Origin of the sequence: Variovorax paradoxus (genome assembly GCF_009498455.1) — a bacterium.
Classification (GTDB): Bacteria; Pseudomonadota; Gammaproteobacteria; order Burkholderiales; family Burkholderiaceae_C; genus Variovorax; species Variovorax paradoxus_H.
Window position 1 is genome coordinate 4,963,663 of sequence record NZ_CP045644.1, and the last position, 25,578, is coordinate 4,989,240.

23 protein-coding genes are annotated in these 25,578 nt (G+C 67.9%); 14 read left to right on the plus strand and 9 right to left on the minus strand.

Annotated features, from left to right (window positions below; all coding sequences use genetic code 11):
- The first annotated feature begins 84 nt into the window (after positions 1–84).
- The 4 genes from pssA to GFK26_RS22915 all read left to right on the plus strand — a co-directional run bounded on the left by pssA (position 85) and on the right by GFK26_RS22915 (position 5,694).
- Positions 85–909 (plus strand): CDP-diacylglycerol--serine O-phosphatidyltransferase, encoded by an 825-nt coding sequence (pssA, locus tag GFK26_RS22900; RefSeq protein WP_153283997.1) that lies wholly within the window; start codon positions 85–87, stop codon positions 907–909.
- A gap of 208 nt (positions 910–1,117) precedes the next feature.
- Entirely contained in the window at positions 1,118–2,821 is a 1,704-nt protein-coding gene (gene leuA / locus GFK26_RS22905; RefSeq protein ID WP_153283998.1) for a 2-isopropylmalate synthase, read from the plus strand.
- 53 nt (positions 2,822–2,874) lie between these two features.
- The gene (locus GFK26_RS22910) at positions 2,875–4,413 is read left to right on the plus strand and encodes a 2-isopropylmalate synthase (protein ID WP_153283999.1); all 1,539 of its coding nucleotides are present in this window, start codon (positions 2,875–2,877) and stop codon (positions 4,411–4,413) included.
- Between the two features lie 117 nt (positions 4,414–4,530).
- The gene (locus GFK26_RS22915; protein ID WP_153284000.1) at positions 4,531–5,694 is read left to right on the plus strand and encodes a serine hydrolase; all 1,164 of its coding nucleotides are present in this window, start codon (positions 4,531–4,533) and stop codon (positions 5,692–5,694) included.
- A gap of 108 nt (positions 5,695–5,802) precedes the next feature.
- Here GFK26_RS22915 and GFK26_RS22920 read toward each other — a convergent pair whose 3' ends face one another.
- From GFK26_RS22920 to aat, 3 genes are read right to left on the minus strand one after another with little or no spacing between them, the layout of a single operon-like run.
- Positions 5,803–6,627 carry an IclR family transcriptional regulator gene (locus tag GFK26_RS22920; protein ID WP_153284001.1) on the minus strand — a complete coding sequence of 275 codons (825 nt, stop codon included), beginning with the start codon at positions 6,625–6,627 and terminating at the stop codon, positions 5,803–5,805.
- A 31-nt stretch (positions 6,628–6,658) separates the two neighbouring features.
- Positions 6,659–7,408 (minus strand): arginyltransferase, encoded by a 750-nt coding sequence (locus tag GFK26_RS22925; protein WP_153284002.1) that lies wholly within the window; start codon positions 7,406–7,408, stop codon positions 6,659–6,661.
- 1 nt (position 7,409) lies between these two features.
- Entirely contained in the window at positions 7,410–8,165 is a 756-nt protein-coding gene (aat, locus tag GFK26_RS22930) for a leucyl/phenylalanyl-tRNA--protein transferase (protein WP_153284003.1), read from the minus strand.
- A 224-nt stretch (positions 8,166–8,389) separates the two neighbouring features.
- Here aat and GFK26_RS22935 point away from each other — a divergent pair, with 224 nt between their 5' ends.
- Genes GFK26_RS22935 through GFK26_RS22950 form a run of 4 tightly spaced genes read left to right on the plus strand, consistent with a single transcriptional unit; the run spans position 8,390 to position 12,467 of the window.
- On the plus strand, positions 8,390–10,720 hold the full coding sequence (locus GFK26_RS22935; RefSeq protein ID WP_153284004.1) for a xanthine dehydrogenase family protein molybdopterin-binding subunit: 2,331 nt from the start codon (positions 8,390–8,392) through the stop codon (positions 10,718–10,720).
- A 47-nt stretch (positions 10,721–10,767) separates the two neighbouring features.
- On the plus strand, positions 10,768–11,682 hold the full coding sequence (locus GFK26_RS22940; RefSeq protein ID WP_153284005.1) for a helix-turn-helix domain-containing protein: 915 nt from the start codon (positions 10,768–10,770) through the stop codon (positions 11,680–11,682).
- Positions 11,661–12,023 carry a VOC family protein gene (locus GFK26_RS22945; RefSeq protein WP_153284006.1) on the plus strand — a complete coding sequence of 121 codons (363 nt, stop codon included), beginning with the start codon at positions 11,661–11,663 and terminating at the stop codon, positions 12,021–12,023. Before GFK26_RS22940 ends, GFK26_RS22945 begins: the two co-directional genes overlap by 22 nt.
- Positions 12,024–12,041: 18 nt before the next feature.
- Positions 12,042–12,467, plus strand: coding sequence for an SRPBCC family protein (locus tag GFK26_RS22950; protein ID WP_153284007.1), 426 nt, complete (start codon positions 12,042–12,044; stop codon positions 12,465–12,467).
- Here GFK26_RS22950 and pobA read toward each other — a convergent pair.
- Entirely contained in the window at positions 12,437–13,618 is a 1,182-nt protein-coding gene (gene pobA / locus GFK26_RS22955) for a 4-hydroxybenzoate 3-monooxygenase (RefSeq protein ID WP_153284008.1), read from the minus strand. The two genes, GFK26_RS22950 and pobA, sit on opposite strands and share 31 nt — an antisense overlap.
- Before the next feature lie 179 nt (positions 13,619–13,797).
- Here pobA and GFK26_RS22960 point away from each other — a divergent pair, with 179 nt between their 5' ends.
- The 4 genes from GFK26_RS22960 (at position 13,798) to GFK26_RS22975 (ending at position 18,206) form a co-directional block, all read left to right on the plus strand.
- Positions 13,798–14,568, plus strand: coding sequence for an IclR family transcriptional regulator domain-containing protein (locus GFK26_RS22960; protein WP_099789830.1), 771 nt, complete (start codon positions 13,798–13,800; stop codon positions 14,566–14,568).
- 63 nt (positions 14,569–14,631) lie between these two features.
- On the plus strand, positions 14,632–15,291 hold the full coding sequence (locus GFK26_RS22965) for a response regulator transcription factor (protein WP_062478105.1): 660 nt from the start codon (positions 14,632–14,634) through the stop codon (positions 15,289–15,291).
- An 11-nt stretch (positions 15,292–15,302) separates the two neighbouring features.
- Positions 15,303–16,631, plus strand: coding sequence for an ATP-binding protein (locus GFK26_RS22970; RefSeq protein ID WP_153284009.1), 1,329 nt, complete (start codon positions 15,303–15,305; stop codon positions 16,629–16,631).
- A gap of 87 nt (positions 16,632–16,718) precedes the next feature.
- Entirely contained in the window at positions 16,719–18,206 is a 1,488-nt protein-coding gene (locus GFK26_RS22975; protein ID WP_153284010.1) for a Do family serine endopeptidase, read from the plus strand.
- A gap of 15 nt (positions 18,207–18,221) precedes the next feature.
- On the opposite strand, the gene GFK26_RS22980 is transcribed toward GFK26_RS22975, so the two are convergent.
- Positions 18,222–20,051, minus strand: a complete 1,830-nt coding sequence (locus tag GFK26_RS22980; protein ID WP_228121752.1) for a sensor histidine kinase — start codon at positions 20,049–20,051, stop codon at positions 18,222–18,224.
- A 43-nt stretch (positions 20,052–20,094) separates the two neighbouring features.
- Positions 20,095–20,733, minus strand: coding sequence for a response regulator (locus GFK26_RS22985; RefSeq protein ID WP_153284012.1), 639 nt, complete (start codon positions 20,731–20,733; stop codon positions 20,095–20,097).
- Positions 20,734–20,982: 249 nt separating this feature from the next.
- Between GFK26_RS22985 and GFK26_RS22990 the strand changes: the two genes are divergently transcribed.
- Positions 20,983–21,396 carry a PaaI family thioesterase gene (locus GFK26_RS22990; RefSeq protein ID WP_056580239.1) on the plus strand — a complete coding sequence of 138 codons (414 nt, stop codon included), beginning with the start codon at positions 20,983–20,985 and terminating at the stop codon, positions 21,394–21,396.
- A 161-nt stretch (positions 21,397–21,557) separates the two neighbouring features.
- Here the strand turns inward: GFK26_RS22990 and GFK26_RS22995 are convergent, their stop codons facing one another.
- On the minus strand, positions 21,558–22,424 hold the full coding sequence (locus GFK26_RS22995; protein ID WP_153284014.1) for an alpha/beta fold hydrolase: 867 nt from the start codon (positions 22,422–22,424) through the stop codon (positions 21,558–21,560).
- Between the two features lie 30 nt (positions 22,425–22,454).
- Positions 22,455–23,357, minus strand: coding sequence for a LysR family transcriptional regulator (locus tag GFK26_RS23000; protein WP_153284015.1), 903 nt, complete (start codon positions 23,355–23,357; stop codon positions 22,455–22,457).
- A 113-nt stretch (positions 23,358–23,470) separates the two neighbouring features.
- On the opposite strand from GFK26_RS23000, the gene GFK26_RS23005 reads away from it, so the two are divergent.
- Positions 23,471–24,484 (plus strand): zinc-dependent alcohol dehydrogenase family protein, encoded by a 1,014-nt coding sequence (locus GFK26_RS23005; RefSeq protein WP_153284016.1) that lies wholly within the window; start codon positions 23,471–23,473, stop codon positions 24,482–24,484.
- A 7-nt stretch (positions 24,485–24,491) separates the two neighbouring features.
- Here GFK26_RS23005 and GFK26_RS23010 read toward each other — a convergent pair whose 3' ends face one another.
- Positions 24,492–25,568, minus strand: coding sequence for an MBL fold metallo-hydrolase (locus GFK26_RS23010; protein WP_153284017.1), 1,077 nt, complete (start codon positions 25,566–25,568; stop codon positions 24,492–24,494).
- Positions 25,569–25,578 lie beyond the last annotated feature (10 nt).

The window sequence follows — 25,578 nt, forward strand, 5'->3', positions numbered from 1 at the left end:
TGCGAAACATGCGATTCACAGACCAAGAAGCCATCGAATGGATGGCTGACCGGGCAGTTCCCACGAGGGACGGAGGCCATTTCAATGCATGACGACACGCTCCCCGACGATGTGCAGCCGCGCAAGCGTCGCAAGGGCATTTACATCCTGCCGAACCTGTTCACGCTGGCGGCGTTGTTCGGCGGCTTCTACTCGGTCGTGATGGCCATGAACGCGCGCTTCGACCTCGCCGCGCTCGGCGTGTTCGCCGCCATGATCCTCGACAGCCTCGACGGCCGCGTCGCGCGCATGACCAACACGCAGAGCGCATTCGGCGAGCAGATGGACTCGCTGTCCGACATGGTGTCGTTCGGCGCCGCGCCGGCGCTCATCGCCTACGAATGGTCGCTCAAGGGGCTGGGACGCTGGGGCTGGATTGCCGCCTTCGTGTACTGCGCCTGCGCGGCACTGCGGCTTGCGCGCTTCAACGTCAACACCGGCGTGGTCGACAAGCGCTGGTTCCAGGGGTTGCCGTCGCCGGCGGCCGCAGCACTCGTGGCCGGCTTCATCTGGCTCATGACCGAGTGGGGCAAGCGCGGCGGCGAGGTGCTGTACCTCTCGTGGACGCAGATCACGTGGATCACTTTCGCGTTCACGCTCTATGCCGGACTCTCGATGGTCACCAACGCGCCGTTCTACAGCTTCAAGGACGTCCAGATGAAGAAGAGCGTGCCCTTCGTCGTGATCGTGCTGATCGCGCTGGGCATCGCGGTCATCAACATCCATCCGCCGACGGTGCTGTTCGGCGTGTTCGTGGCCTACGGTCTGAGCGGCTACGTGGTGTACGCGTGGCGCAAGGCCAAGGGCCAGCCGGTGAGCGTGATCAGCACCTCGACCGAAGAGCCCGACGAGCGGGGGCTGCACAACTGAAGTCCCGGGCCTTCACAGGCCCGCAAAGGCTGTGCTACATTCGCAACCCTCATGACCAAGATTTCGCTGCTGGCCCTACTAGCCCTCCCTCACGGGCGGAGACGGTAGCGCACGCGCTAATCCCTCATCACGGCCCGTTCGCACCAGCAACGGGCCGTTTGTCTTTTGGGGTTGCTGGTTGAGTTCCAACCATCACAGAGAAATCGACATGTTGAAGCAACCTCAAGCCAAGTACCGCGCATTCGCACCGATCGGCCTCAAGGACCGCACCTGGCCCGACGCCGTGCTGACCAAGGCCCCGATCTGGCTGTCGACGGACCTGCGCGATGGCAACCAGGCGCTGGTCGAGCCCATGGACATCCCGCGCAAGATGCGCATGTTCGAAACCCTCGTGGCCATCGGCTTCAAGGAAATCGAAGTCGGCTTTCCCTCGGCGTCGCAGGTCGAATTCGACTTCGTGCGCAAGCTCATCGAGGAAGACCGCATTCCCGACGACGTGACGATCCAGGTGCTCACCCAAGCGCGCGATCACCTCATCGAACGCACGTTCGAAGCACTGCAAGGCGCGCCGCGCGCCATCGTGCACCTCTACAACGCAGTGGCTCCGGTGATGCGTCGCGTGGTACTCGGCATGGACGAAGACCAGATCGTCGAACTCGCGAGCAGCCATGCGCGCATGTTCAATGACTTCGCCGCCAGGCAGCCGGCCACGCAGTGGACCTTCCAGTACTCGCCCGAAATGTTCTCGGGCACCGATGTCGTGTTCTCCAAGCGCGTGGTCGATGCGGTCACCGCGGTGTGGGCGCCGACGCCCGAGCGCAAGTGCATCGTCAACCTGCCCACCACGGTCGAGCATTCCACGCCGAACATCTTCGCGGACATGATCGAGTGGATGCACCGCAACCTCGAGCGTCGCGATTCGATCGTGCTGTGCGTGCACCCGCACAACGACCGCGGCACCGGCACGGCGGCCGGCGAACTGGCCTTGATGGCGGGCGCCGAGCGCATCGAAGGCTGCCTCTTCGGCAACGGCGAGCGTACGGGCAACCTCGACCTCGTCAACGTCGCGCTCAACCTCTACACGCAGGGCGTTTCGCCGGAGCTTGATTTCTCGAACATCGACGAGATCCGCGCCACGGTCGAGCACTGCAACCAGATTCCCGTACACCCGCGCCATCCGTACGTAGGCGACCTGGTCTACACCTCGTTCTCGGGCTCGCACCAGGACGCGATCAAGAAGGCGTTCGCCGCGCGCAAGGACGGCGACATCTGGGACATCCCGTACCTCCCCATCGACCCGAAGGACGTGGGCCGCAGCTACGAAGCCGTGATCCGCGTGAACAGTCAGTCGGGCAAGGGCGGCATGGCCTACCTGCTCGAGAGCGAATACGGCCTCGAGATGCCGCGCCGCCTGCAGATGGAGTTCATGCAGGTCGTGCAGCGCGTGATGGACGTCGGCGGCAAGGAGCTCACCGCCGCCGACCTCTGGCAGATCTTTGTGAACGAATACGGCATCGAGACGGCCAAGGCCTTGCAGCATCGCGTGATCCAGGAAGAAGGCGAGGGTGCCGAGGCCACGGTGGTGCTGCGCGGCGACCTGCCCTGGGACGGTGAAACGCGTGCCATCGAAGGCCGCGGCAACGGCCCGATCGACGCCTTCACGCAGGCGCTGAGCCAGGCCACCGGCCACACGGTGCGGGTCATGGACTACCACCAGCACGCCATCGGCGCGGGCGCCGATGCCAAGTCGGTGGCCTACCTCGAACTGCGCGTCGACGAGTCGCAGACCCTGTTCGGCGTCGGCATCGATGCCAACGTGATCTCGGCCTCGCTGAAGGCGATCGTGTCGGGTGTCCAGCGGGCGCGGACCCGCGGCGCGCACAGCGCACAATCGGCGGTTGAAGTCGCCTGAAGCACCGGCACCAGCCGCACGCGCAAGGTGGGAACGAACAAAGGAGATCCACGATGACCGACCAACTCATTATTTTCGACACCACCTTGCGCGACGGCGAGCAGTCGCCCGGCGCCTCGATGACGCGCGACGAGAAGCTGCGTATCGCCAAGCTGCTGGAGCGGCTCAAGGTCGACGTCATCGAAGCGGGCTTTCCGGCCAGCTCGAACGGCGATTTCGAGGCCGTGAAGGCGATTGCCAACGCGATCAAGGACGCGACGGTGTGCGGCCTCTCGCGTGCCAATGACCGTGACATCGCACGCGCGGCCGAAGCCCTGAAGGGCGCGGCGCGCGGACGCATCCACACCTTCATCGCGACCTCGCCGCTGCACATGGAGAAGAAGCTGCGCATGACGCCCGACGAGGTGCATGAGCAGGCCAAGCTGGCGGTGCGCTTTGCGCGCAACCAGATCGCCGATGTGGAGTTCAGCCCCGAAGACGGCTATCGCAGCGACCCGGACTTCCTGTGCCGCGTGCTCGAAACCGTGATCAACGAGGGCGCCACCACCATCAACGTGCCCGACACGGTCGGCTACGCCATTCCCGAGCTGTACGGCAACTTCATCAAGATGCTGCGCGAGCGCATTCCCAACAGCGACAAGGCGATCTGGTCGGTGCATTGCCACAACGACCTCGGCATGGCCGTGGCGAACTCGCTGGCCGGCGTGAAGATCGGCGGCGCGCGCCAGGTCGAGTGCACCATCAACGGCCTGGGCGAGCGCGCGGGCAACTGCTCGCTCGAAGAAGTGGTCATGGCCGTGAAGACGCGCAGGGACTACTTCGGGCTCGACCTGAACATCGACACCCAGCACATCGTGGCCGCCAGCCGCATGGTGAGCCAGACCACCGGCTTCGTCGTACAGCCCAACAAGGCCGTGGTGGGCGCCAACGCGTTCGCGCACGCCTCGGGCATCCACCAGGACGGCGTGCTCAAGGCGCGCGACACCTACGAGATCATGCGGGCCGAGGACGTGGGCTGGAGCGCCAACAAGATCGTGCTGGGCAAGCTCAGTGGCCGCAACGCCTTCAAGCAGCGCCTGCAGGACCTGGGCGTGACGATGGAGAGCGAAACCGAGGTCAACGCCGCGTTCTCGCGATTCAAGGAGCTGGCCGACCGCAAGTCTGAAATTTTCGACGAAGACATCCTGGCGCTGGTCAGCGCGGAAGAGTTGTCAAACGTTGGTGAACAGTTCGCTTTTGTCTCTCTCTCCCAGCACAGCGAAACCGGCGAACGACCCCAGGCCAAGATCGTGTTCACGATCCAGGGCAAGGAAGTTACCAGCGAATCCGACGGCAACGGGCCGGTCGATGCGTCCCTCAAGGCCATCGAGGCCCACGTCAAGAGCGGCGCGGAGATGGTTCTTTACTCTGTAAATGCCATCAGCGGCTCGACGGAAAGCCAGGGAGAAGTTACAGTCCGGTTACAAAACGCAGGGCGGGTGGTCAACGGTGTGGGGGCAGACCCTGACATCGTGGTCGCTTCGGCAAAGGCTTATTTGAGTGCGCTCAACAAGTTACAGAGCCAAGCTGAGAGAGTGGCGGCACAAGGTTAGGTTTTGAGGCGTTCCTTGGTATTCGAATGAAGAAGGGGATGCAAGTAACTGATATTGCGTGCCTTTTTTGATTTGGATACACTGCGGTCCTCGTTTGTTGCCGCTGGAGATTTATTGATGCCTGAAACCCGTCTACGTCGAGTTTCCATCCAGCGGTTCCTACCCGCCTTCAAGTTCCTCGCCGTGGCGCTGTGCGCCTCGGCGTTTTTGCTGCCTGGTGCCCAGGCCGCGAAGAAGGAAAAACCCGCCGCCGCCAAGTCTGCCGTCGCCAAGAAGGCGAAGGCACCCGTCGAAGCCAAACGCAATGCGTCGGCTTCCAAAGTGGCGCGCGGCGGTCGCACCGAGCAGGCCGACAAGGTCGTGCGCGGCGGCCGCAACGTCGTGGCCACGATCCGCAAGAAGAACGGCAAGACCGTCGTCGCCGTGCAGCGCCGCTCGGTCGTGCGCGTCGAGACGCCGGCCCGCCAGTCCTTCGGCCAGATGGCCGGCCTGCACAGCACCGACGACGCGCTCGACCTGAAGTCGAGCGTCGCCCTGGTGATCGACCAGGACACGCACGAGGTGCTGTTCAGCAAGAACGACCACGCCGTGCTGCCGATCGCGTCGCTCACCAAGCTCATGACGGGCTTGTTGATCAGCGAGGCCCATCTGCCGAACGACGAGCTCATCACCATCACGCAAGACGACGTCGACACCGAAAAGGGCAGCCGTTCGCGCCTGACCGTCGGCACCACGCTGTCGCGCGGCGAGCTGCTGCACTTGGCGCTGATGTCGAGTGAAAACCGCGCCGCGCACGCGCTGGGCCGTACCTACCCGGGCGGCCTCACGACCTTCGTGAGCATCATGAACGCCAAGGCCCGCATGCTCGGCATGAAGGACACGCGCTACGTGGAGCCCACCGGCCTGTCGAGCCGCAACCAGTCGAGCGCGCAAGACCTGGCGCTGCTGGTGAACGCGGCCTATTCCGATGCCACGGTGCGCTCGCTGTCCACGTCGCCGGAATACCAGGTCGAGGTCGGCAACCGCGTGCTGCAGTTCAACACCACCAACCGCCTCGTGCGCAGCCCCGAGTGGGAGATCGGCCTGCAGAAGACCGGCTACATCTCCGAAGCCGGTCAGTGCCTCGTGATGCAGGCCAAGGTGGCCGGGCGCAAGCTGATCATGGTGTTCCTGGATTCGGCCGGCAAGTTCAGCCGCATCGCCGACGCCGAGCGGGTTCGCCGCTGGGTCGAGGCCACGCACGCCGTGTCGGGTCCGCGCGGCTTCCAGGTCGCCGGCTGACCTGAGCGGGGAGGCCGCTCAGCGGCCTGCCTGCAGCCCTCGTCGAGGGCCAAACCGGCTGACTCGCCGGAAAGCAGAGAGAAGAAAGAGCCGAAAGAAAACGGGCGCTCAGGCGCCCGTTGTCACGTTCGCGCCCGACGCAGGCGTGGCAGCCATGCCGTCCTTGAAGCCCAGCGCGCCCGAGATCTCGTTGGCGGTGGCCTGCAGCTTGGGCAGCCAACCTTCGTCGAGGCGATCGGCCGGGGCCGAGATCGACAGGCCCGCCACCAGCTTGCCCTGGTCGTCGTAGATGCCGGCGGCCATGCAGCGCACCCCCAGTTCCAGTTCTTCGTTGTCGCGGGCGATGCCGTACTGGCGTGCCTTCGACAGCTCGCGCTCGAGCGCGGGCAGCTGCGTGATGCTGTTGCGCGTGTGGCCGGCCAGGCCGGTGCGCGTGGCGTAGGTGCGCACGCGCTGGGGATCGTCGGCCGCCAGGAACAGCTTGCCGGTGGAGGTCAGGTGCAGGGCGGCACGGCCGCCGATGGCGCGCACCACCTGCATGCCCGAGCGTTCGCTGTAGGCCCGTTCGATGTACACGATCTCGTCGCCCTGGCGCATGCTGAGGTTGACCGGCTGCTGGGTGAGCTTGTGCAACTCGCGCATCGGACCCAGGGCCGCGTCGCGCACGTTCAGGCGGCCCTTGACGAGGTTGCCCAGCTCCAGCAGGCGCATGCCGAGGCGGTAACTACCGGCCTCGGGCCGGTCGACGAAACGGCCGACCGCGAGGTCATTCAGGATGCGGTGCGTGGTCGACGGGTGAAGCCCCGTCTTTTCGCTGATTTCCTTGAGCGAAATGGCTTCTTCGCGCGAGGCCAGAACATCGATCAGCGAGAACATGCGCTCGATGACCTGGATGACGGGAGTGGCGGGAACGTCGGATAGGTTTTTTCTCATGGCGCTGGGCGGTGATGACCGGACGCCAATTTTACCTTGTGAAATTGTCTGGTGCTTGCCAGTGGCCGTCCACCAACACTTCGTGCGGGGAAAAGCGCGCCTTGTAGTTCATCTTGGCGCTGTGCTCGATCCAGTAGCCCAGGTAGACGTGCGGCAGCCCCAGCTTGCGGGCCTGCTCGATCTGCCACAGCACGCTGTAGGTGCCGTAGCCAGCACCTTCCTCGGGCTCGTAGAAGGTGTAGACGGCCGAGATGCCGTCGCTGAGCACGTCGAGGATCGACACCATCTTCAGCGCACCCGGGCTGCCGTCGGGCAGGGTTTCGCGGAACTCCACCAGCCGCGAGTTGACGCGGCTTTGCAGCAAAAACTGGGTGTATTGGTCGATGCTGTCGTGGTCCATGCCGCCGCCCGAGTGGCGGCCGGTCTGGTAGCGCAGGTAGAGCTGGTAGTGCTCGGGCACGAAGCACAGCTTGAGTACGCGCGCCTGCAGGTCGGCATGCTGCTTGGCCGTGCGCCGCTGGCTGCGGTTTGGTTGGAAGCTGTGTGCCAGCACGCGGAGCGGAATGCACGCGCGGCAGCCGTCGCAATAGGGCCGGTAGGTGAACATGCCGCTGCGCCGGAAGCCGCTGAGCACCAGGTCGGAATACGCGTCGTTGTGGATCAGATGGCTGGGCGTGGCCACCTGCGAGCGGGCCTGGCGATCCGGCAGGTAGCTGCAGGGGTAGGGCGCCGTCGCATAGAACTGCAGCGTGTGAAGCGGAAGATCCTTGAGGTGCGTCACGTCACGTCGAAAGAGAAGGTCGCTCGGAAAGGAGTTCGGACCAGTATACGGGGTCGAATTGCCACTGTGGCCCGTCCTGTTTTCGGGCCTTGGCCACATGCGCGACAAAGCGCGCGCGCGGCATTTCGCGGGCGCCGAGGCTGGCGAGGTGGGCCGTGTTCTGCTGGCAGTCGATCATGTCGACACCGGCGCGCCGGCACAACGCGACCAGGCCGGCCAGCGCGATCTTCGAAGCGTCGGGCCGGCGCGTGAACATCGACTCGCCGAACACCGCCTGGCCCAGCGCCACGCAATAAAGTCCGCCCGCCAGCTCGCCGTCGATCCAGGTTTCGACGCTGTGCGCGTGCCCGGCGCGGTGCAAATCCGTATAGGCCTGCACCATGTCCGGCACGATCCACGTGCCCGACTGGCCGGCGCGCGCCGACTGCGAACACGCCTGGATCACCGTTCCAAAATCGTGATCGACGCGCAGCTCGCAGCCGGGCGTCATGGCGAATCGGCTCAGGGTCTTGCGCAGCGAGCGATGCAGTCGGAAGTCTTTCACGCGCAGCACCATGCGTGGGTCGGGGCTCCACCACAGGATGGGCTGGTCGTCGCTGAACCACGGGAAAACGCAGCGGCTGTAGGCCTGCATCAAAGTATCGACATCGAGCGATCCGCCGGCCGCCAGCAGGCCGGGCACGGGGTCTCTTTCGTCCCATGCCGAGGCGGGGTCGGGCAGTGTGTCTCCGGGTTCGAGCCAAGGCAGTTGTCGCATGGTTGCAGGTATACACGGCTTCTCGCAACGCCCGCCACTTGAGGGAAAATCCCGCTCACACGGGAACAGTCCACAAGGCTGCGGCCCTGGTGCCAGCGCCGATGGCACACGAGACACCCCACAAGACCCGTCGAAAAACCTATAGTGCTCAGCTTGCTTTCGCAGTACCACAGCGGATCCGGCAGGCATGAGCAGGCGCCGGGGATCAGCACAAGAGGACCACGTTGACCACTGAACCCAACCCCACGCGCTTCGGCAGCGGCCAGGCGGTGCGCCGTCTTGAGGATGAAAGCCTGCTCGCAGGCGCCGGCCGTTACACCGACGACGTCACGCTCTCCGAGCAGGCGCATCTCGTTTTTCTCCGCTCCCCGTATCCGCATGCGCGCATCGCGTCCATCGACACGTCCGCGGCCGTTGGCATGCCCGGCGTGCTGCGCGTGATCACCGGGGCCGACCTGGCCGAGGCCGGCGTCAAGCCGATGCCTGGCGCCGCAGGCTTCAAGCGCGCGGACGGCAGCGACAGCGCCAGTCCGCCGCGCCGCGCCATGGCGCATGAGCGCGCGCGCTTCGTCGGCGAACCGGTGGCGTGCGTCATTGCCGACACCGTGCAGCAGGCGCGCGATGCGGCCGAGGCCGTCATGGTCGAGTACGAAGAACTGCCGATGGTGGTCGACCTCCCCGGCGCCACCGCCGACGGCGCGCCGCTCCTGTGCGACGAGGCCACGGGCAACATCGCCGCCGAGATGCGCCACGGCAGCAGCGAAGCTGCGACCGCCGCATTCGCGCGCGCCGCCCATGTGATCGCGCTCGACGTGAACAACCAGCGCGTCGTCGCGCTCACCATCGAGCCACGCGCCGTGCTCGCCACGCACGACAGCAAGACCGACCGCCTCACGATCCGCATGAGCACCCAGATGCCATCCGGCGTGCGCGATTCGGTTTGCGCGGCCATCGGCCTCGCGAAGGAAAAAGTGCGCGTGGTCGTGGGCGACGTCGGCGGCGGTTTCGGCATGAAGACCGGCGCCTACCCCGAGGACATCGCCGTGGCCTACGCCGCGCTGCAGGTGGGCCGGCCCGTGAAGTGGGTGGCCGACCGCAGCGAAGAGTTCCTCTCGAGCGCGCACGGCCGCGACATCGAGGCGCGCGCCGAAATGGCGCTCGACGCCGACGGCAAGATCCTCGCCCTGCGCATCAAGACGCTCGCCAACGTGGGCGCCTACGCCACCGGCACCGGCGTCGCGATCCAGCTGCTGATCGGCCCGTGGGTGCAGACCAGCGTCTACGACATCCAGACCATCGACTTCCATTTCAAGGCGGTGCTCACCAACACCGCGCCCACCGGCGCCTACCGCGGCGCGGGCCGGCCCGAGGCCATCTTCACCATCGAACGCCTGATGGACGAGGCCGCGCGCCAGACCGGCATCGACCGCATCGCGCTGCGTCGGCGCAACTTCATCCGCCCCGAGCAGATGCCCTACAAGAACCCGATGGCGCAGACCTACGACACCGGCCAGTTCGAGTCGGTGATGGACCAGGCATTGCAGCTGGCCGACTGGCAGGGCTTCGAAGCGCGCGCGGCCGAGTCCGCGGCGCGCGGCAAGCAGCGCGGCCTGGGCATCGCCACGTTTCTCGAATGGACCGGCGGCAACGTGTTCGAAGAGCGCGTGACCGTGTCGGTGCAGGCCGATGGCGTGATCGAGGTGTTCTCGGCCGTCAACGCCATGGGGCAGGGCATTGCGACCTCGCTCGCGCAGCTGGCCGTCGATGCCTTCGGCGTGCCCATCGAAAAGGTGCGCGTGGTACTCGGCGACACCGACCGCGGCGACGGCTTCGGCAGCGCCGGCTCGCGCTCGCTCTTCACCGGCGGCTCGGCCGTGCGCATCGGTGCCGAGCGCACCATCGACAAGGCGCGCGAACTTGCAGCGCAGGAGTTCGAGGCTTCCATCGACGACATCGTCTACAGCCGCGGCACCTTCATCGTGGCCGGCACCGACCTCGAACTCGACCTGTTCACCCTGGCCGCCAAGCAGCCGGGGCGCGAAATCTTTGTCGATTCCACCAGCACCGTGGCCGGCCCGAGCTGGCCCAACGGCTGCCACATCTGCGAGATCGAGCTCGACCCGCCCACGGGCGAGATCAGCGTCGTGGCCTACAGCTCGGTCAACGACGTGGGCCGCGTGGTCAACCCGATGATCGTGCGCGGCCAGCTCGAAGGCGGCGCGGTACAGGGCATCGGGCAGGCGCTGTACGAGCAGGTGGTCTACGACACCGAAACCGGCCAGCCCGTGACCGGCAGCCTCATGGACTACGCCGCGCCGCGCGCCGACATCGTCGACACCATGTTCCAGATGGAGATGGACGAATCGACGCCCTGCAAGAACAACCCGCTGGGGGTGAAGGGCGTGGGCGAGCTGGGCACCATCGGCGCCACGCCGGCCATCGTCAACGCGGTGGCCGATGCCTTCGCACGCAACGGGCTCGGGGCCCGCGCGCCCCGCCTGCACATGCCGCTGAGCCCGTCGCGGGTCTGGCAGGCGATGCAGACGATTGATTGAGAGCCTGAGCGCCACCGGCCGGTGATCGAAGGGCGACGAAAGTCATCATGCGTGTCACCACCGAACTGCAGACCGACGCGATCCGCGTTTCGACCTACCGCTGCGATGCGGGTGTCGGCGCGGCGCCGTTCACCGAGATGCACGAGACGCACTCGGTCTCGTATGTGCGCAAGGGCAGCTTCGGCTGCCGCGCGCTCGGCCGCGACTACGAACTGGTGGCCGGCTCCGTGCTGGTCGGCGCGCCGGGCGACGACTACGTCTGCACCCACGAGCACTTCGCTTGCGGCGACGAGTGCCTGTCGTTCCACTTCTCGCCGGGCTTCGTCGACCTGATCGGCGGCGACCGGCGCAGTTGGCGCGCCTCGGGGCTGCCGCCGCTGCCCGAACTCATGGTGCTCGGCGAACTCGCGCAGGTCGCAGTCGAAGGCGGCAGCGACGTGGGCCTGGACGAGCTGGGCATGGGCTTCGCCAGCCGTTTCCTCGACGTGGTGAAAGGGCGCGGCAAGCCCAAAGCGCCGCCGTCGGCCACGCCGCGCGACCGCCGCCGTGCGGTCGAAGCCGCGACATGGATCGAGGCCCACGCCGCGGGCGAGATCGGCCTGGAAGACGCGGCCGCGCAAACGGGCCTGAGCGCCTTCCACTTCCTGCGGCTGTTCTCCCAGGTGCTCGGCGTCACGCCGCACCAGTACCTCGTGCGCTCCCGGCTGCGCCGGGCGGCGCGCCTGCTGGCGGACAGCGACCTTCCCGTGACCGAGGTCGCCTTCGAGGCCGGCTTTGCCGATCTGAGCAACTTCGTGCGCACCTTCCACCGTGCGGCCGGCGTGTCGCCGCGCGGCTTCCGGCTCGCTGCCAAGGGCGACCGCAAGATTTTCCAAGACCGCCTGGCTGCGCTGCTTCACGATGACCGCTTGATCCACCCTTCAAGCAGAAAGTCATCGCCATGTACGACCACATCGGACTGAAAGTCAAAGACCTCGCCGCGAGCCGGCGCTTCTACGAAGCCGCGCTCGCGCCGCTCGGCCACGTGCTGGGCTCCCACGACGACGAAAGCTACGCCGGCCTCGGCCCCGCCGGCGAACCGGCGTTGTGGCTCTACGCCGCGAAAGGTGCCAAGGGCCCGGGCACGCACGTCGCATTCCGCGCGCCCGACCACGCAGCCGTCGCCGCCTTCCACAAGGCCGGCTTGAAAGCCGGCGGCACCGACAACGGCGGCGCGGGGCCGCGCGCCGACTACAGCCCGACCTACTACGCGGCCTTCCTCATCGACCCCGACGGCAACAACGTCGAGGCCGTCTGTCCCTGACACGAAAGGCACCGACCCATGGCCACCATCTACAAGGAATTCATCGTCGAGGTTGATGTGGCGCAGGTGTGGGATGCGCTGCGCGACTTCGGCGCCGTGCACACGCGCCTCGCGCCGGGCTTTCTCACCGGCTGCGAACTCGACGGGCAGGGCGCCCGCATCGTCCACTTTGCCAACGGCCTCATCGCGCGCGAGCTGCTCGTAGCCCTCGACGACGAGCACCGCCGGCTGGCCTATACCGTGACCGACGGCAAGGCCACGCACCACCACGCGTCGGCCCAGGTGTTCGCAGCTGGCGAAGGCCGCACGCGCTTTGTCTGGATCACCGACGTGCTGCCCGACGGGCTCGCGGCCTACATCGAACCGATGATGGCGCACGGCGGCGCTGCGATGAAGCAGACGCTGGAGCGCGCTCAGAAGTCTTCGAGCGGCAATCCCACGTAGTTTTCCGCCAGCGCGGTGGACGCCGCGCGCGAATGCACGAGGTAGTCGAGCTCGGCTTCCTGGATCTTCTGGCCGAAGGCGCCCGTCTCGGGAAAGCGGTGCATCAGCGAGGTGAACCACCACGAGAAGCGCTCGGCCTTCCAGACGCGGCGCAGGCACAGGTCGGAGTAACGGTCCAGCGCCGAGGCCGACTTCTCGTTGTAGAAAATCTCCAGGGCGCGCGAGAGGTACCCCACGTCGGCCGTCGCGAGGTTGAGCCCCTTGGCGCCGGTCGGCGGCACGATGTGCGCGGCGTCGCCGGCCAGGAACAGCGAGCCGAAGCGCATCGGCTCGGCCACGAAGCTGCGCAGCGGCGCAATGCTCTTTTCGAGCGACGGGCCCGTCACCAGGCGTTCGCGTGCTTCGGGGTCTAGGCGCGCGCGCAGCTCGTTCCAGAAGGCCTCGTCGCTCCAGTTCTCCACCTTTTCTTCGGTCGGCACCTGCACGTAGTAGCGCGAGCGCGTGGCGCTGCGCATGCTGCACAGCGCAAAGCCGCGCTCGGTGTTGGCGTAGATGAGTTCGTGCGACACCGGAGGCACGTCGGCCAGCACGCCGAGCCAGCCGAAGGGGTAGACCTTCTCGTAGGTCTGAATCGCGTCGGCCGGCACGCTGGCGCGGCTCACGCCGTGGTAGCCGTCGCAGCCGGCGATGAAGTCGCACTCGATCTCGTGCGTCTGGCCGTCTTTTTCGTAGCGCACGCGCGGACGGCCGGTGTCGAAGTCGCGCAGGCTCACGTTCGCCGCGCTGTAGATGGTGGTGAGGCCTTCGGCCGTACGCGCCTCCATCAGGTCGCGCGTCACCTCGGTCTGGCCGTACACCGTGACCTGCTTGCCGCCCGTGAGGCCGTGCATGTCGATGCGGTGGCGCGCGCCCTTGAACAGCAGCTCGATGCCGTCGTGCGGCAGGCCCTCGGCCTTGGCGCGCATGTCGACGCCTGCGCGCGCCAGCAGGTCCATCGTGACCTGTTCGAGCACGCCGGCGCGGATGCGGCCCAGCACGTAGTCGCCGCTCTGGCGCTCCACGATGATGTTGTCGATGCCTGCCTTGTGCAGCAGCTGGCCGAGCAGAAGGCCGGCGGGGCCTGCGCCGATGATGGCGACCTGGGTGCGCATGTTTGTGTCTCCGTATGGGTTTTGCGAAGCGTAGGGCGCACCCGGCCGGTTGGGGCGGCGGTCGGCGAGGCTCTGTGCGATCATGCGAACGCGTGCGCGATGATCGCGCAACACTTCTTCGGCCGACCGATCGACCGACCCACGACGACGAACTCACGACGACGAACTCCCGACGACGAATGACCATCGCCCGCGCCGACTTCATCGAGGGCATCGCCAAGGGGATGGCGGTGCTCGAAAGCTTCGACACCGAGCGCCAGCGCCTGAACGCCACGCTGGCGGCCGAGCGCGCCGGTCTCACGCGCGCCGCCGCGCGGCGCCACCTGCTCACGCTGGCCCACCTGGGCTACCTCGAAACCGACGGTAGCTACTTCTGGATGGCGCCGAAGGTGCTGCGCTTCTCGGGCAGCTACCTGGCCTCGTCGCGCCTGCCGCGTGCGCTGCAGCCCACGCTGAACCGGCTCGCGGCGCAGACGGGCGAGTCGTTCTCTGCCGTGGTGCTCGACGGCGAAGAGGTGGTCATCGTCGCGCGCAGCGGCAGCTACGGCACGCCGACGCGTGTGCTGGCCTACGGCCTGCACCTCGGTGCGCGCCTGCCGGCTCACGCCACCTCGACGGGGCGCGTGCTGCTGGCCGCGATGCCCGCCACGCAGCTCACGCAGTGGCTCAAGGGGCGGCACCTCGCGCGGCTCACGCCGCAGACCCTCACCCAGGCGCGCGCCTTGCGCCAGCGGATCGTGCAGGTGCGCAAGGACGACTACTGCTTTGCCAGCGAAGAACACGAACTCGGCGTGCAGGCGCTCGCGGTGCCGCTGCGCGACATGCAAGGTCACACGGTGGCCGCGCTCAACGTGGTGCTGTCGGGCACGCGCTACCAGGAAGAGACCTTGCAGCGCGAGATGCTGCCGCTGCTGTTCGAGGCAGCGCGCGAAGTGCGCTCCCTCCTGTGAACTGAGGCGCGCTGAACTTTCGGCGCCGGCACGGCCTCGAACCCCCGACAACGGACATCCACCATGCGACTCCTGCTTCTCGAAGACGACGTGATGATCGGCGAGGCCGTGCTCGACTTGTTGCGGGCCGAGCAGTACGCCGTCGATTGGGTGAAAGACGGCGACGCTGCCGAATCGGCCTTGCGCACCCAGCAGTACGACCTCGTGCTGCTCGACCTGGGCGTGCCCCGCCGCGACGGCCTGGAAGTGCTGCGCGCCCTGCGTGCGCGCAAGCAGCGCATGCCGGTGCTGATCGCCACCGCGCGCGACTCGGTGCAGCAGCGCATCGAAGGCCTTGATGCCGGTGCCGACGACTACGTGCTCAAGCCCTATGACCTCGACGAGCTGCTGGCCCGCATCCGCGCCTTGCTGCGGCGTGCGTCCGGGCGTGCAGAGCCGGTGTACGAGCACATGGGCGTGAGCATCAACCCCGCCACGCGCGAGGTTGCGGTGAACGGCGAACCGGTGGTGCTGTCGGCGCGCGAATGGGCGGTGCTCGAACCGCTGCTGGCCCGTCCGGGCATGGTGCTCTCGCGCGCGCAGCTTGAGGAAAAGCTCTACGGCTGGAAGGACGAGATCAGCAGCAACGCGGTCGAGGTCTATGTGCACGGCCTGCGCAAGAAGCTGGGCGCCGAGCTCATCCGCAATGTGCGAGGCGTCGGCTACATGGTGCCCAAGGCATGAGGCGCCGCGTGATGCGATGGACTGGGTCGCTGCGGGCGCGGCTGCTGGTGTTTTTGCTCGCGGCCATCGTGCTCGCGGCCGGCGCGCAGGCGCTGGTGGCCTACCGCACGGTGCTGAAAGAGGCCGACGACATCTTCGACTATCACATGCAGCAGATGGCGCTGTCGCTGCGCGCGGGCCTGCCGCCGAGCGCGGCCGTGGGCGGGCTCGGCGGCGCGGAGCAGAACTTCGAATTCGTGGTGCAGGTGTGGACGGTCGACGGCGTGCGCATCTTCGAATCGGCCGAAGAGGCGGCGCTGCCGCAGCTCGCGGTGCTGGGCTTTGCCGACGTGCGCGCACGCGGCACGACCTACCGCGTGTTCTCGATGCAGACGCGCGGGCTGGTGATCCAGGTGGCGCAGGACATGGCGGCGCGGCGGAACATGGCCGGCTCGCTCGCGCTGCGAACCATCGTGCCCGTGGCGCTGATGGCGCCGCTGTTGATGCTGGTCGTGTGGTGGGTGGTGAGCCTGTCGCTGGCGCCCGTGGCGCGCGTGCGCCGGCAGGTGGCATCGCGGCAGGCCGACGATCTTTCGCCCGTGAGCGAAGAGAACCTGCCCGAAGAAGTGCGCCCGCTGGTGCAGGAACTGAATCTGCTGTTCGGCCGCGTGCGCCATGCCTTCGACGCACAGAAGCACTTCGTGGCCGATGCCGCGCATGAACTGCGTTCGCCGTTGGCCGCGCTCAAGCTGCAGGTGCAAGGCCTGCAACGCGCGCCCGACGACGCGGCGCGCACGCTCGCCGTGAGCCGGCTCTCGGCCGGCATTGACCGCGCGACGCGCCTCGTCGAGCAGATGCTGGCGCTGGCGCGGCACGAGGCCAGCATGGCCGCGGGCGCGAAGCCCGAGACGGTCGATCTGGCCGAGGTGGCGCGCCTGGCGATCTCCGATGCGGTGGCGGCCGCGCAGGCGCGCCGCATCGACATCGGCGTCGCGCAAGCCGACGCGGGCGCGAGCGTGAGCGGCCAGCCCGAGGCGCTGCGCATGCTGCTGCGCAACCTGATCGACAACGCCGTGAAGTACACGCCCGAAGAGGGGCGGGTCGACGTCGGCATCGTGAAGCGCGCGGACGCGGTGGAGCTGCGCGTGGACGACAGCGGCCCCGGCTTGCCCGAGGCCGAGCGTGCGCGCGTGCTCGATCGCTTCTACCGCTCGGGCGAGCCGCAGGCGCCGGGCAGCGGGCTGGGGCTGGCCATCGTGAAGTCGATTGCCGACCTGCACGGTGCGACGGTGGCACTGGAAAAGTCCACGAGCCTCGGCGGGCTGTGCGTGCGCGTGGTGTTCGCTCCGCCGCAAGCGTGAGTTCCGCTTAAGCGACGCCTAAGTCAAGGCCGCGACATTCCTTTCATCGTGTTTGCGCTCCGGCGCAGGATTGAAAGGAATCGAAGAATGAAAACCGCCTTGACTTCCCCCCGTGCCCTCGTCATTGCGCTGGCCGCCGCCGGCGTGATCGGTGCCGTCGGCGCCGGTGCCTACACCAGCGCCCGCGCCGTGGGTGCGCCGGCCACCGCTGCCGCCGTGGCCGCGCCGGCCGCCATGGTCACCTTGCCCGACTTCTCGACCATCACTTCGCGCGACGGCCCGGCTGTGGTCAACATCAGCGTGACCGGCACCGAAAAGGCCCCGGACGACGACACCATGGCACAGCTGCAGGGCATCGACCCGGACGATCCGATGTTCCAGTTCTTCCGCCACTTCCAGGGGCAGATGGGACCGCGCGGCCAGCAGCAACAACAGCAGCGCGCCGTGCCGGTGCGCTCACAGGGCTCGGGCTTCATCGTGGACCCGAGCGGGATCATCATGACCAACGCCCACGTGGTGAAGGATGCGAAGGAAGTCACCGTCAAGCTGACCGACCGCCGCGAGTTCCGCGCCAAGGTGCTCGGCGCCGACGCCAAGACCGACATCGCGGTGCTCAAGATCGACGCCAAGAACCTGCCCGTGCTCGCGCTGGGCAACACCAAGGACCTGAAGGTCGGCGAATGGGTGCTGGCCATCGGTTCGCCCTTCGGCTTCGAGAACACCGTGACAGCCGGCGTGGTGAGCGCCAAGGGCCGCTCGCTGCCCGACGACAGCTACGTGCCCTTCATCCAGACCGACGTGGCCGTGAACCCCGGCAACTCGGGCGGGCCGCTGCTCAATGCGCGCGGCGAGGTGGTCGGCATCAACTCGCAGATCTACAGCCGCAGCGGCGGCTACCAGGGCGTGTCGTTCGCCATTCCGATCGACGTGGCCGTGCAGGTGAAGGACCAGATCGTCGCCACCGGCAAGGCCACGCACGCGCGCCTGGGCGTGGCGGTGCAGGAGGTGAACCAGGCCTTCGCCGATTCGTTCAAGCTCGACAAGCCCGAGGGTGCGCTGGTCTCGAACATCGAGAAGGGCGGCCCCGGCGACCATGCCGGCCTGAAGGCGGGCGACGTGATCCGCAAGGTCGACGGCCAGGCCATCGTGTCGTCGGGCGACCTGCCGGCCGTGATCGGCCAGCAGGCGCCGGGCAAGAAGGTCACGCTCGAGGTGTGGCGCCAGGGCGAGCGCCAGGAGTTGCAGGCCAAGCTCGGCGATGCCAGCGACAAGCCGGCGCAGGTCGCCAAGGCCGACAACACGGCGGGGCAGGGCAAGCTCGGCCTCGCGCTGCGCCCGCTGCAGCCGCAGGAACAGCGCGCGGCCTCGGTCGACGGCGGCCTGCTGATCGAGGACGTGGCCGGCCCGTCGGCGATGGCCGGGGTGCAGGCCGGCGACGTGCTGCTGGCCATCAACGGCACGCCGGCCAAGAGCCTGGAGCAGGTGCGCCAGGCGGTGGCCAAGGCGGACAAGTCGGTGGCGCTGTTGATCCAGCGCGGCGAAGACAAGATCTTCGTGCCGGTGCGCCTGGGTTGACCGGCTGAGGCGCGCTCAGGGCAGCGCGCAGGGCCAGTCGAGCGAGACGCGCGTGCCGCCGGCCTGTGCGTCGGCCCGCTCGATCTGCAGCCGCGCCCCGATGGCCTGCGCCCGCGAACGCATGTTCGCGAGGCCGTGGCCGCCGGGGCGTTCGTTCGCCTGCAGCCCGCGGCCGTTGTCGGTGAGCACGATGCGCACCAGCGGCGGCGTCTGCTCGCCGTGCCAGCCCACATGCATCACGATGCGCGTGGCAGCCGCATGCTTGAGCACGTTGGTGAAAGCCTCGAGCAGGATGCGTTGCAGCTGCAGCGCGGCCTGCGCGGCAAAGGGCGCAAGCGTCGGGATGAGGGCGACGTCCCACACCAGCTCGATGCCGGCGGCGTCCAGCCGGGGCTGCAGGCGGTAGCGCAGCGTGGCCAGCACGGTGGTCAGGTCGTCGTGCATCGGTTGCAGCGAATCGACGGCCATGCGCATCTCGTCGAGCGCCAGCTTCACGTGCTCCTCGACCACGTCGCGGTCGGGCGCGGGCTGGTTCACCACGTTGAGCAGGCCCACGAGCTGCGAGCCCACGCCGTCGTGGATCTCCCGCATGATGCGCTGGCGCTCCAGCAGCACAGCCTGTTCTTCCTGCTGCTTGCGCACGGTTTCGAAGGCGCCGCGCAGCTGCTCTTCGCGCTCGGCCACGCGCGCGGCGAGGTTGGCGTTGAGCGAGCGGTAGTCGGCCACGGTGCGGCTGTAGCGCTCGACCACGAGGCCGGCCAGGATCATCACGAAGAAGAAGATCGCGTGCGAGGTGAGCGTGTAGTAGGCGCCGCCGAAGAGGCCCATGCGCACCAGCAGCAGGTCGTGCGCGCCCGCCAGGATGGCCAGCGTGCCCGCCGCCATCAGCACGCCCGCGATGCGCCGACGCGCCACCAGCGCACCGTGCACCACGTAGGGCAGGCAGATGGTGCTCGTGACCTGCAGGATCGCCAGCCCCGTGGTCCACAGCACCGGCCGTGCGAACGCAAAGGAGGCGCAGGCCAGCGTGACCGACAACGCCAACGCGCCATAGATCGATCGCACCAGCCACGGCGGGTTGCGGTCGAGCACGAGCAGCACGAAGCGCGCGATCAACCCGATGTGGCAGGCATAGCAGACCGCCACCACCGCGCCCCACAGCGGCCAGGGCAGGGGCGCTTCGGTCAGTACGCGGTCGAGGTTGCGTGCCACGCCCGAGAGCGCGGCCAGGGCGAAGCAGCCGTAGAGCGCGTCGCGCTGGCGCAGCCACAGCCCGGCGGCCAGGCCGCCCATCAGCAGCAGGCTCACGGCGTAGACGATGGCCGAGGTGTTGCGCCAGTTCTGTTGCGAGCGGTGCAGCGGGGCCAGGGAGGCTTCGGGGCCGTAGAGCACGCTGGCCAGCCCGCCGCCGCGCTGGCGCTGCAGGGTGGCGTGGATGTGCAGCTCCTGCGTCTGGCCGTTGCCGCGGCGCAGGGCGGCGGCCAGCGGCACCAGGTGGTTGGCCTTGGCGGCGTCGTAGGTGGGGTCGCCGAGCACGCCGTAGTTCGCGACCAGTGCGCCGTTGAACCAGACCGCGACCTGGTTGCCCAGCCCCGACATCAGCAGCGCCTGGGCCTCGCCCTCGGGGACGGCGTCCGCCGGCAGCACGATGCGGTAGCTGGCCTTGCCGCCGCGCCCCGGAAACTCGTGGTCCCAGCGAAAGGGCAGTGCCACCTGCCGCACCTGCAACGGCAGGCCGTCGGGTTCGAGGCTGGCTTCGGCCGATCGCACGTCGGTGGTGCCTGGCGGGGTGGCGGCATGCGCGAAGGGCGGCGCACAGGCCAGCCACAGCAGCAGTAGAAGCACGGCCCGCAGGGAGGGCAGGAAAAGGGCGGGGCGGTTCACGAGGCTAGGAAAGCCGGCCTGGAAGACCGGTCGCCAGCACGGCTTGCGAGGGTGGGGGCGCATCCAGCTTGCCGTAGATGTTTCTGATGTGGGTTTGAACCGTCGATGCGGAGACTCCCATCTGCGCGCCGATTTCGGCATAGGTGAAACCACGAGAGACCCGGTCGAGCACTTCGGCCTCGGGCGACGAGAGGTGGCCGGGCGCGCCGTCGGAGGCTTGCCAGCGGCGCAGCAACTGCCGCGCGATGCCCGGCGGCAGCGGGGAGCCGCCGGCGCCCAGGTGGCGCAGGTGCGCCGCCAGATCGGCTTCAGTGCCGTCCTTGAGCAGGTAGCCGCGCGCGCCGGCCTCGAAGGCCTGCACCATGTGGGTCTCGTCGCCGAAGATCGTCAGCACCATCACCGCGCAGGCCGGCTGCATGCGGCGGCATTGGCGGATCACCTGCAGGCCGGGGTGGTCGGGCAGGCCGAGGTCGACCAGCAGCACATCGACCGGGTTGTCCGTGAGCCAGTTCAGGATGTCGACCGCGTTCGAGGCACTGAAGGCCAGCGCCAGCGCCGGGTCGGCGCCGATCACGCGCCCGATGCGCTCGCGCATGCCGCTGTCGTCTTCGACCACGGCGACCTGGGTGGCGGTCAGGGGCATGGCGGGCTTCCGAAAGCGAGACCGAGGCCGAGGCGCATGGGCAGATCCGTTTCCGATCGGGAGGGTTGCAGGTGCCGCAAGGCTAGCCACAGGTATCGGTGGCGCCCATCCTATAGACGAGGGAGGGAGGTACCCTGCTGGCGCGCGATGGTGTCCAGCCGTGTGGCGCTGCGCGCCGCCCACCCGACCGGTAGCGCCCACGCTTTCGGCAGAGAATGCCCGCTGCTTCACCTGCTGCAAACGAAACCAATGAACGACGAACTGGAAGCCCGCATCCGCTCGGGCCAGGCCCTGTCCGAATCGATGGGCAACTTCCACGTGACCGGCTGGGACGCCGAGCACAAGACGCTGAAGGCCGCTTTCACCGTGCGGCGCGAGTACTGCCACACGAACGGCACGATCGCCCAGGGCGGCTTCATCACCGCCTGGCTCGACGCCGCCATGGCCCATGCGGTCATGCACGACACCGATCAATCGCAGACGGTCTTCAGCCTGGAGATCAAGGTGAGCTTCTACGAGAAGGTCGGCCCCGGCGAGGGGCGTGTAGAAGGGCGCGTGATCCGGCGCGGCAAGCGCGTCGCGTTTCTCGAAGCGGCGCTCTACAACCCCGATGGCAAGCTGGCGGCAGAAGCCACGTCGACCGGAATCCTGGCGAGCCTGTAGGTTGCGTCGGCCCGATCCGGGCCTGTATTTCGCGGATCACCGCTTCCTGACGTGGAGCCTGCGGCCATGGTGCAGGACTGACGGACAGACGAAGAGCTGCTCGTCTTGAGTCAGGGCCGGATGCGGCGCGGGTCCAGGCCCTGGACGAAGGCGAAAAAGTTTCATCGCACGATGCGCGCCAGCCAGGCCAGCAGCACGGCGACGACTTCGTCGCGGTTGGTCTCGTTCAGCGTCTCGTGGCGCGCACCGCCGAACACATGGCACGACACATCGCGCAGGCCGGCGTCGCGGTAGCGCTGCACCAGCGGATAGAACCATTCGGCCTTGTTGCTGACCGGGTCCTGGTCGCCGATGAACAGGTACAGCGGCAGCGCGGGGCGGATGCGCGTCTGCATCGCGGCGGGCGTGAGTTCGTCGAGGTTCGCGAACATGGTCCCCATCCCTTCAGCCGACACGGTGAAGCCGCACAGCGGATCGGCGATGTAGGCATCGACCTGCGCCGGGTCGCGGCTGAGCCAGTCGAAGGGCGTGCGCACGTCGGGCAGCGCGGCGTTCATGTCTTCGAGCCGGAAGCCGCTTTGCAGCGCACCGCCCAGCAGGTCGAGCGCCGAGGTGCCCGACAGCACCGCGCCCGACAACAGCTCGCTGTGCCGCACCAGGTAGTACTGCGTGGCGAACGAGCCCATGCTGTGGCCGAGGAGGATGAGCGGCAGGCCGGGGTGTTCGGCGCGCGCGTGTCGGCTCAGCAGCGCCATGTCGTCCACGAGGCCGGCGAATCCGCGCGGGCCGAACTCGCCGAGTTCCTTGCGCGCTGCGGCGCCTTCGCCATGGCCGCGATGTTCGTTCGCGTAGACGACGTAGCCGGCCTGCGTGAGTGCGTCGGCCAACGGGCGATAGCGCAGCGAATGCTCGCCCATGCCGTGCGCCAGTTGCACGATGCCCCGCGGCGCGGTGCCCTGCCAGCGGTGGGCCTCCACCGGGTAGCCGTCGTTGGCGGTCAGTTCGAAGTGGGTCTCGGTGCTCGGCATGCGGGGTCCTCCAGGAAGTGAATTGGCATCCTAATCGTTGACGGCCCGCAGCATGGCCTTGCGCAGCCACACCTGCGCCGGGTCCTTGTCGGTCACTGCGCGCCAGGCCATCTGCAGTGGGTAGCTCGGGCTGTCGAAGGGCAGGGGCTCGCAGCGCAGGCCGCTTTGCGCCGACAGCGCCATCGCCACATGCTCGGGCACCGTGGCCAGCAGGTCGGTGCCGGCGAGCACGGCAGGCAGGCTCCCGAACTGCGGCACCGAGAAGACCACGTCGCGCTGCCGTCCGAGTTCGCCCAGCGTTTCGTCGACGGTGCCGCAGAGGTCGCCGGCGTAGGTCACGAGCACGTGGCGACGCCGGCAGTAATCGTCGAGCGAGAGCTTGCCGGGTGCGGTGTCGGCGCGCAGCACGGCGAAGCGCGCGGTGCGGACCTTGCGCACCTTCGCATCGGCGGGCAGGTCTTTCAGGAACGACATCACCGCGCTGACGCGGCCCTGGTCGAGATAGCGCATGGCGTTGCGGTAGCAGACGGTGAGTGTCACCAGCTTGGCGCCGGGCACTTCGGCGCTCAGGGCGCGCAGCAGGCGGGGCAGCATCGCGATCTGCAGGTCGTCGGTCAGGCCGATGCGGAACACCGGTGCGGCACGCTCGGGTTCGAAGTCGGCCTGTGCGCGGAAGGTGGCCTCGATCTGCGCGAGCGCGGGGGCCAAGCCTTGCATCAGGGCGAGCGCCCGCGCGGTCGGCTCCATCACGCGGCCCTGGCGCACCAGCAGCGGATCGCCCGTGAGTTCGCGCAGCCGCGCCAGCGCATGGCTCACCGCGGGCTGGCCGAGGTTGAGCCGCTCGGCAGCGCGGCTGACATGGCGTTCGCGCATGAGCGCGGCCAGCACGGTGAGAAGGTTCAGGTCGATGCGGTTGAGTTCGATGGGTTTCATCGGGGTCCTGGCGTGATCGATGGGGCGCATAGCGACTATCCCTTGAATCGATTTCCTTGATGGCGCTGCGGCCTCTAGATTGGAGCCATCGATCATTCAACGAAGGAGTTTTCATGAGCAGGATGGTTCGCTTCCATGCGTTCGGCGGTGCCGAGGTGCTGAAGGTCGAAGAGGTCGTGGTGCCGGCGCCGGGCATTGGTGAAGTGCGCATCGCAGTGCAGGCCATCGGACTGAACCGGGCCGACGCGCTGTGGCGCGAGAAGCTGTACATCGAAGACGCGACGCTGCCGGCCGGGCTGGGCAACGAGGCTGCCGGTGTCATCGAGGCTGTGGGCGAGGGCGTCGAAGGGCTGGGCGTGGGCGACAAGGTCGCTGTGCTGCCGGGGGCGGGCCAGGGGCTGTATCCGACCTACGGCGACCGCATCCTCTTTCCGGCCGCGCACGTGGTGCGGTATCCCTCCAACCTGTCGGCCGCACAGGCCGCGGGCGCCTACATGGCGTACCTCACGGGCTACTTCCCGATGTTCGAGATGGCGCGGTTGGAGCGCGGCCAAGTGATGCTGGTCACTGGGGCTTCATCGGGTACAGGCATCGCGGCGCTGCAGATGGCGCGCGCAGCGGGCATCGTCGCCATCGCTGTCACGCGCACCGCGGCCAAGCGCGACGCGCTGCGTGAAGCAGGCGCGACGCATGTGATCGTCACGGACGACGAAGACGTGGTCGCGCGCGTGCTGACGCTCACCGAGGGCCGCGGTGTCGACCTGGTGTACGACGGCGTGGGCGGCGGGCAGGTCGAGCGGCTCGGCGATGTGGTCGCGCATCGCGGGTGGTATGTGCTGTATGGCCTGTCGGGCGGTGCCGAGTTCAGGTACCCGGTGGTGGCGCAGTTTCGAAAGAGCTGGCGCTTCCACGTCTACAAGGTGCTGGAGCACACCGGTGCGGCCACCATGGGATTGCCGCGCGACGAGGGCGCATTGGGCCGTGCGCTGGCCTTCATCGATGCGGGCCTTGCCGATGGCTCGCTGCATGTGCGCATCGACCGGACCTTCGCACTCGACGAGGTGGTGCAGGCCCACCGCTACCTCGAGCGTGCGGGGCACATCGGCAAGGTCGTGCTCGAGGTCTGAGCGACGCTCAGCCGCCGGAGGTGAGGCGGTACCAGGCCACGCCGTCATCGGCGATGTCGCACGCAACTTCGCCGCGATGCCGCAGGTAGTTGAGGCAGGCGAGGCTTTCACCGGTCGCCATGCCGAGCAACGGCACATCGGACTCGGCGATGCTGCGTGCGAAGAGGCTCGTGAACACATCGACCGCGCGCTTGGGCGTTTTCAAGGTGTTGCGCAAGCGGTCGAGCGAGCGCTCCTGTCCATGCTGCAGCCGGTCGATGCGCGCATGCAGGCCGCGGAAGCACTCGTTGTGCGACGGCAGCACCAGCACGTCGTCGGGTACTTCGCGCTTGAGCTTGGCGAGCGACGAGAGCCAGTCGGCCATCGGATCGGCGTCGGGCTCGACGGGCGAGACCGACACGTTCGACGAGATGCGCGGCAGGATCTGGTCGCCCGAGATCAGCACCTTCAGGTCGGGGCAGTGCAGGCACGCATGCTCGGGCGAATGGCCGTTGCCGGTGACGACGCGCCAGTCGTGCGCGCCGATGCGCAGCACCTCGCCATCGCGCAGGCGCCGGAAGCTGTCGGGCAGCGGATGGATGTGCTTGCCGAAGTTGCCGAAGCGCGTGCGATAGGTCTCGATGGCCGCCTCGCCCCAGCCGGCGCGCCGGTAGAAGGCGATGGCGTCGTCGGGTGCTTCGCGGCCGGTGTCGGACACCATCACGCGGCACATGAGGTATTCGGAGCGGGTCATCCACAGGCGCACGCCGAACTTGCGCGTGAGCCAGCCGGCCATGCCGACGCGGTCGGGGTGCATGTGCGTCACGAAGACGCGCGTGAGGCCGCGCGTGTCTGGCGAATTGGCGAACAACTCGCGCCAGACGGCCACCGTTTCCTCGGTGCGCACGCCGGTGTCGACCACGGCCCAGCCGTCACCATCGTCCAGCGCCCACAGGTTGATGTGGTCGAGCGAATAGGGCAGCGGCATGCGGATCCAATGGACGCCCGCGGCGACCTCGATCGACTTGCCGCGCTGCGGAAGCTCCGCAAAGGGATAAACCAGCTTGCCTTTGGCTGCTTGCGCCGACTCTTCCAGACCATCCATCGTGTTCACC

What these genes read in the sequence shown, in the direction of transcription:
- GFK26_RS22940 (WP_153284005.1), top strand. Translation starts at nt 10,768, where the DNA reads ATGCGTGTCACCACCGAACTGCAGACCGACGCGATCCGCGTTTCGACC.
- GFK26_RS23005 (WP_153284016.1), top strand. Translation starts at nt 23,471, where the DNA reads ATGAGCAGGATGGTTCGCTTCCATGCGTTCGGCGGTGCCGAGGTGCTG.
- GFK26_RS22975 (WP_153284010.1), top strand. Translation starts at nt 16,719, where the DNA reads ATGAAAACCGCCTTGACTTCCCCCCGTGCCCTCGTCATTGCGCTGGCC.
- aat (WP_153284003.1), bottom strand. Translation starts at nt 8,165, where the DNA reads ATGCGACAACTGCCTTGGCTCGAACCCGGAGACACACTGCCCGACCCC.
- GFK26_RS22915 (WP_153284000.1), top strand. Translation starts at nt 4,531, where the DNA reads ATGCCTGAAACCCGTCTACGTCGAGTTTCCATCCAGCGGTTCCTACCC.
- GFK26_RS22920 (WP_153284001.1), bottom strand. Translation starts at nt 6,627, where the DNA reads ATGAGAAAAAACCTATCCGACGTTCCCGCCACTCCCGTCATCCAGGTC.
- GFK26_RS22995 (WP_153284014.1), bottom strand. Translation starts at nt 22,424, where the DNA reads ATGCCGAGCACCGAGACCCACTTCGAACTGACCGCCAACGACGGCTAC.
- GFK26_RS23010 (WP_153284017.1), bottom strand. Translation starts at nt 25,568, where the DNA reads ATGGATGGTCTGGAAGAGTCGGCGCAAGCAGCCAAAGGCAAGCTGGTT.
- pobA (WP_153284008.1), bottom strand. Translation starts at nt 13,618, where the DNA reads ATGCGCACCCAGGTCGCCATCATCGGCGCAGGCCCCGCCGGCCTTCTG.
- pssA (WP_153283997.1), top strand. Translation starts at nt 85, where the DNA reads ATGCATGACGACACGCTCCCCGACGATGTGCAGCCGCGCAAGCGTCGC.
- GFK26_RS22965 (WP_062478105.1), top strand. Translation starts at nt 14,632, where the DNA reads ATGCGACTCCTGCTTCTCGAAGACGACGTGATGATCGGCGAGGCCGTG.
- GFK26_RS22985 (WP_153284012.1), bottom strand. Translation starts at nt 20,733, where the DNA reads ATGCCCCTGACCGCCACCCAGGTCGCCGTGGTCGAAGACGACAGCGGC.
- GFK26_RS22910 (WP_153283999.1), top strand. Translation starts at nt 2,875, where the DNA reads ATGACCGACCAACTCATTATTTTCGACACCACCTTGCGCGACGGCGAG.
- leuA (WP_153283998.1), top strand. Translation starts at nt 1,118, where the DNA reads ATGTTGAAGCAACCTCAAGCCAAGTACCGCGCATTCGCACCGATCGGC.
- GFK26_RS22950 (WP_153284007.1), top strand. Translation starts at nt 12,042, where the DNA reads ATGGCCACCATCTACAAGGAATTCATCGTCGAGGTTGATGTGGCGCAG.
- GFK26_RS23000 (WP_153284015.1), bottom strand. Translation starts at nt 23,357, where the DNA reads ATGAAACCCATCGAACTCAACCGCATCGACCTGAACCTTCTCACCGTG.
- GFK26_RS22970 (WP_153284009.1), top strand. Translation starts at nt 15,303, where the DNA reads ATGCGATGGACTGGGTCGCTGCGGGCGCGGCTGCTGGTGTTTTTGCTC.
- GFK26_RS22945 (WP_153284006.1), top strand. Translation starts at nt 11,661, where the DNA reads ATGTACGACCACATCGGACTGAAAGTCAAAGACCTCGCCGCGAGCCGG.
- GFK26_RS22990 (WP_056580239.1), top strand. Translation starts at nt 20,983, where the DNA reads ATGAACGACGAACTGGAAGCCCGCATCCGCTCGGGCCAGGCCCTGTCC.
- GFK26_RS22960 (WP_099789830.1), top strand. Translation starts at nt 13,798, where the DNA reads ATGACCATCGCCCGCGCCGACTTCATCGAGGGCATCGCCAAGGGGATG.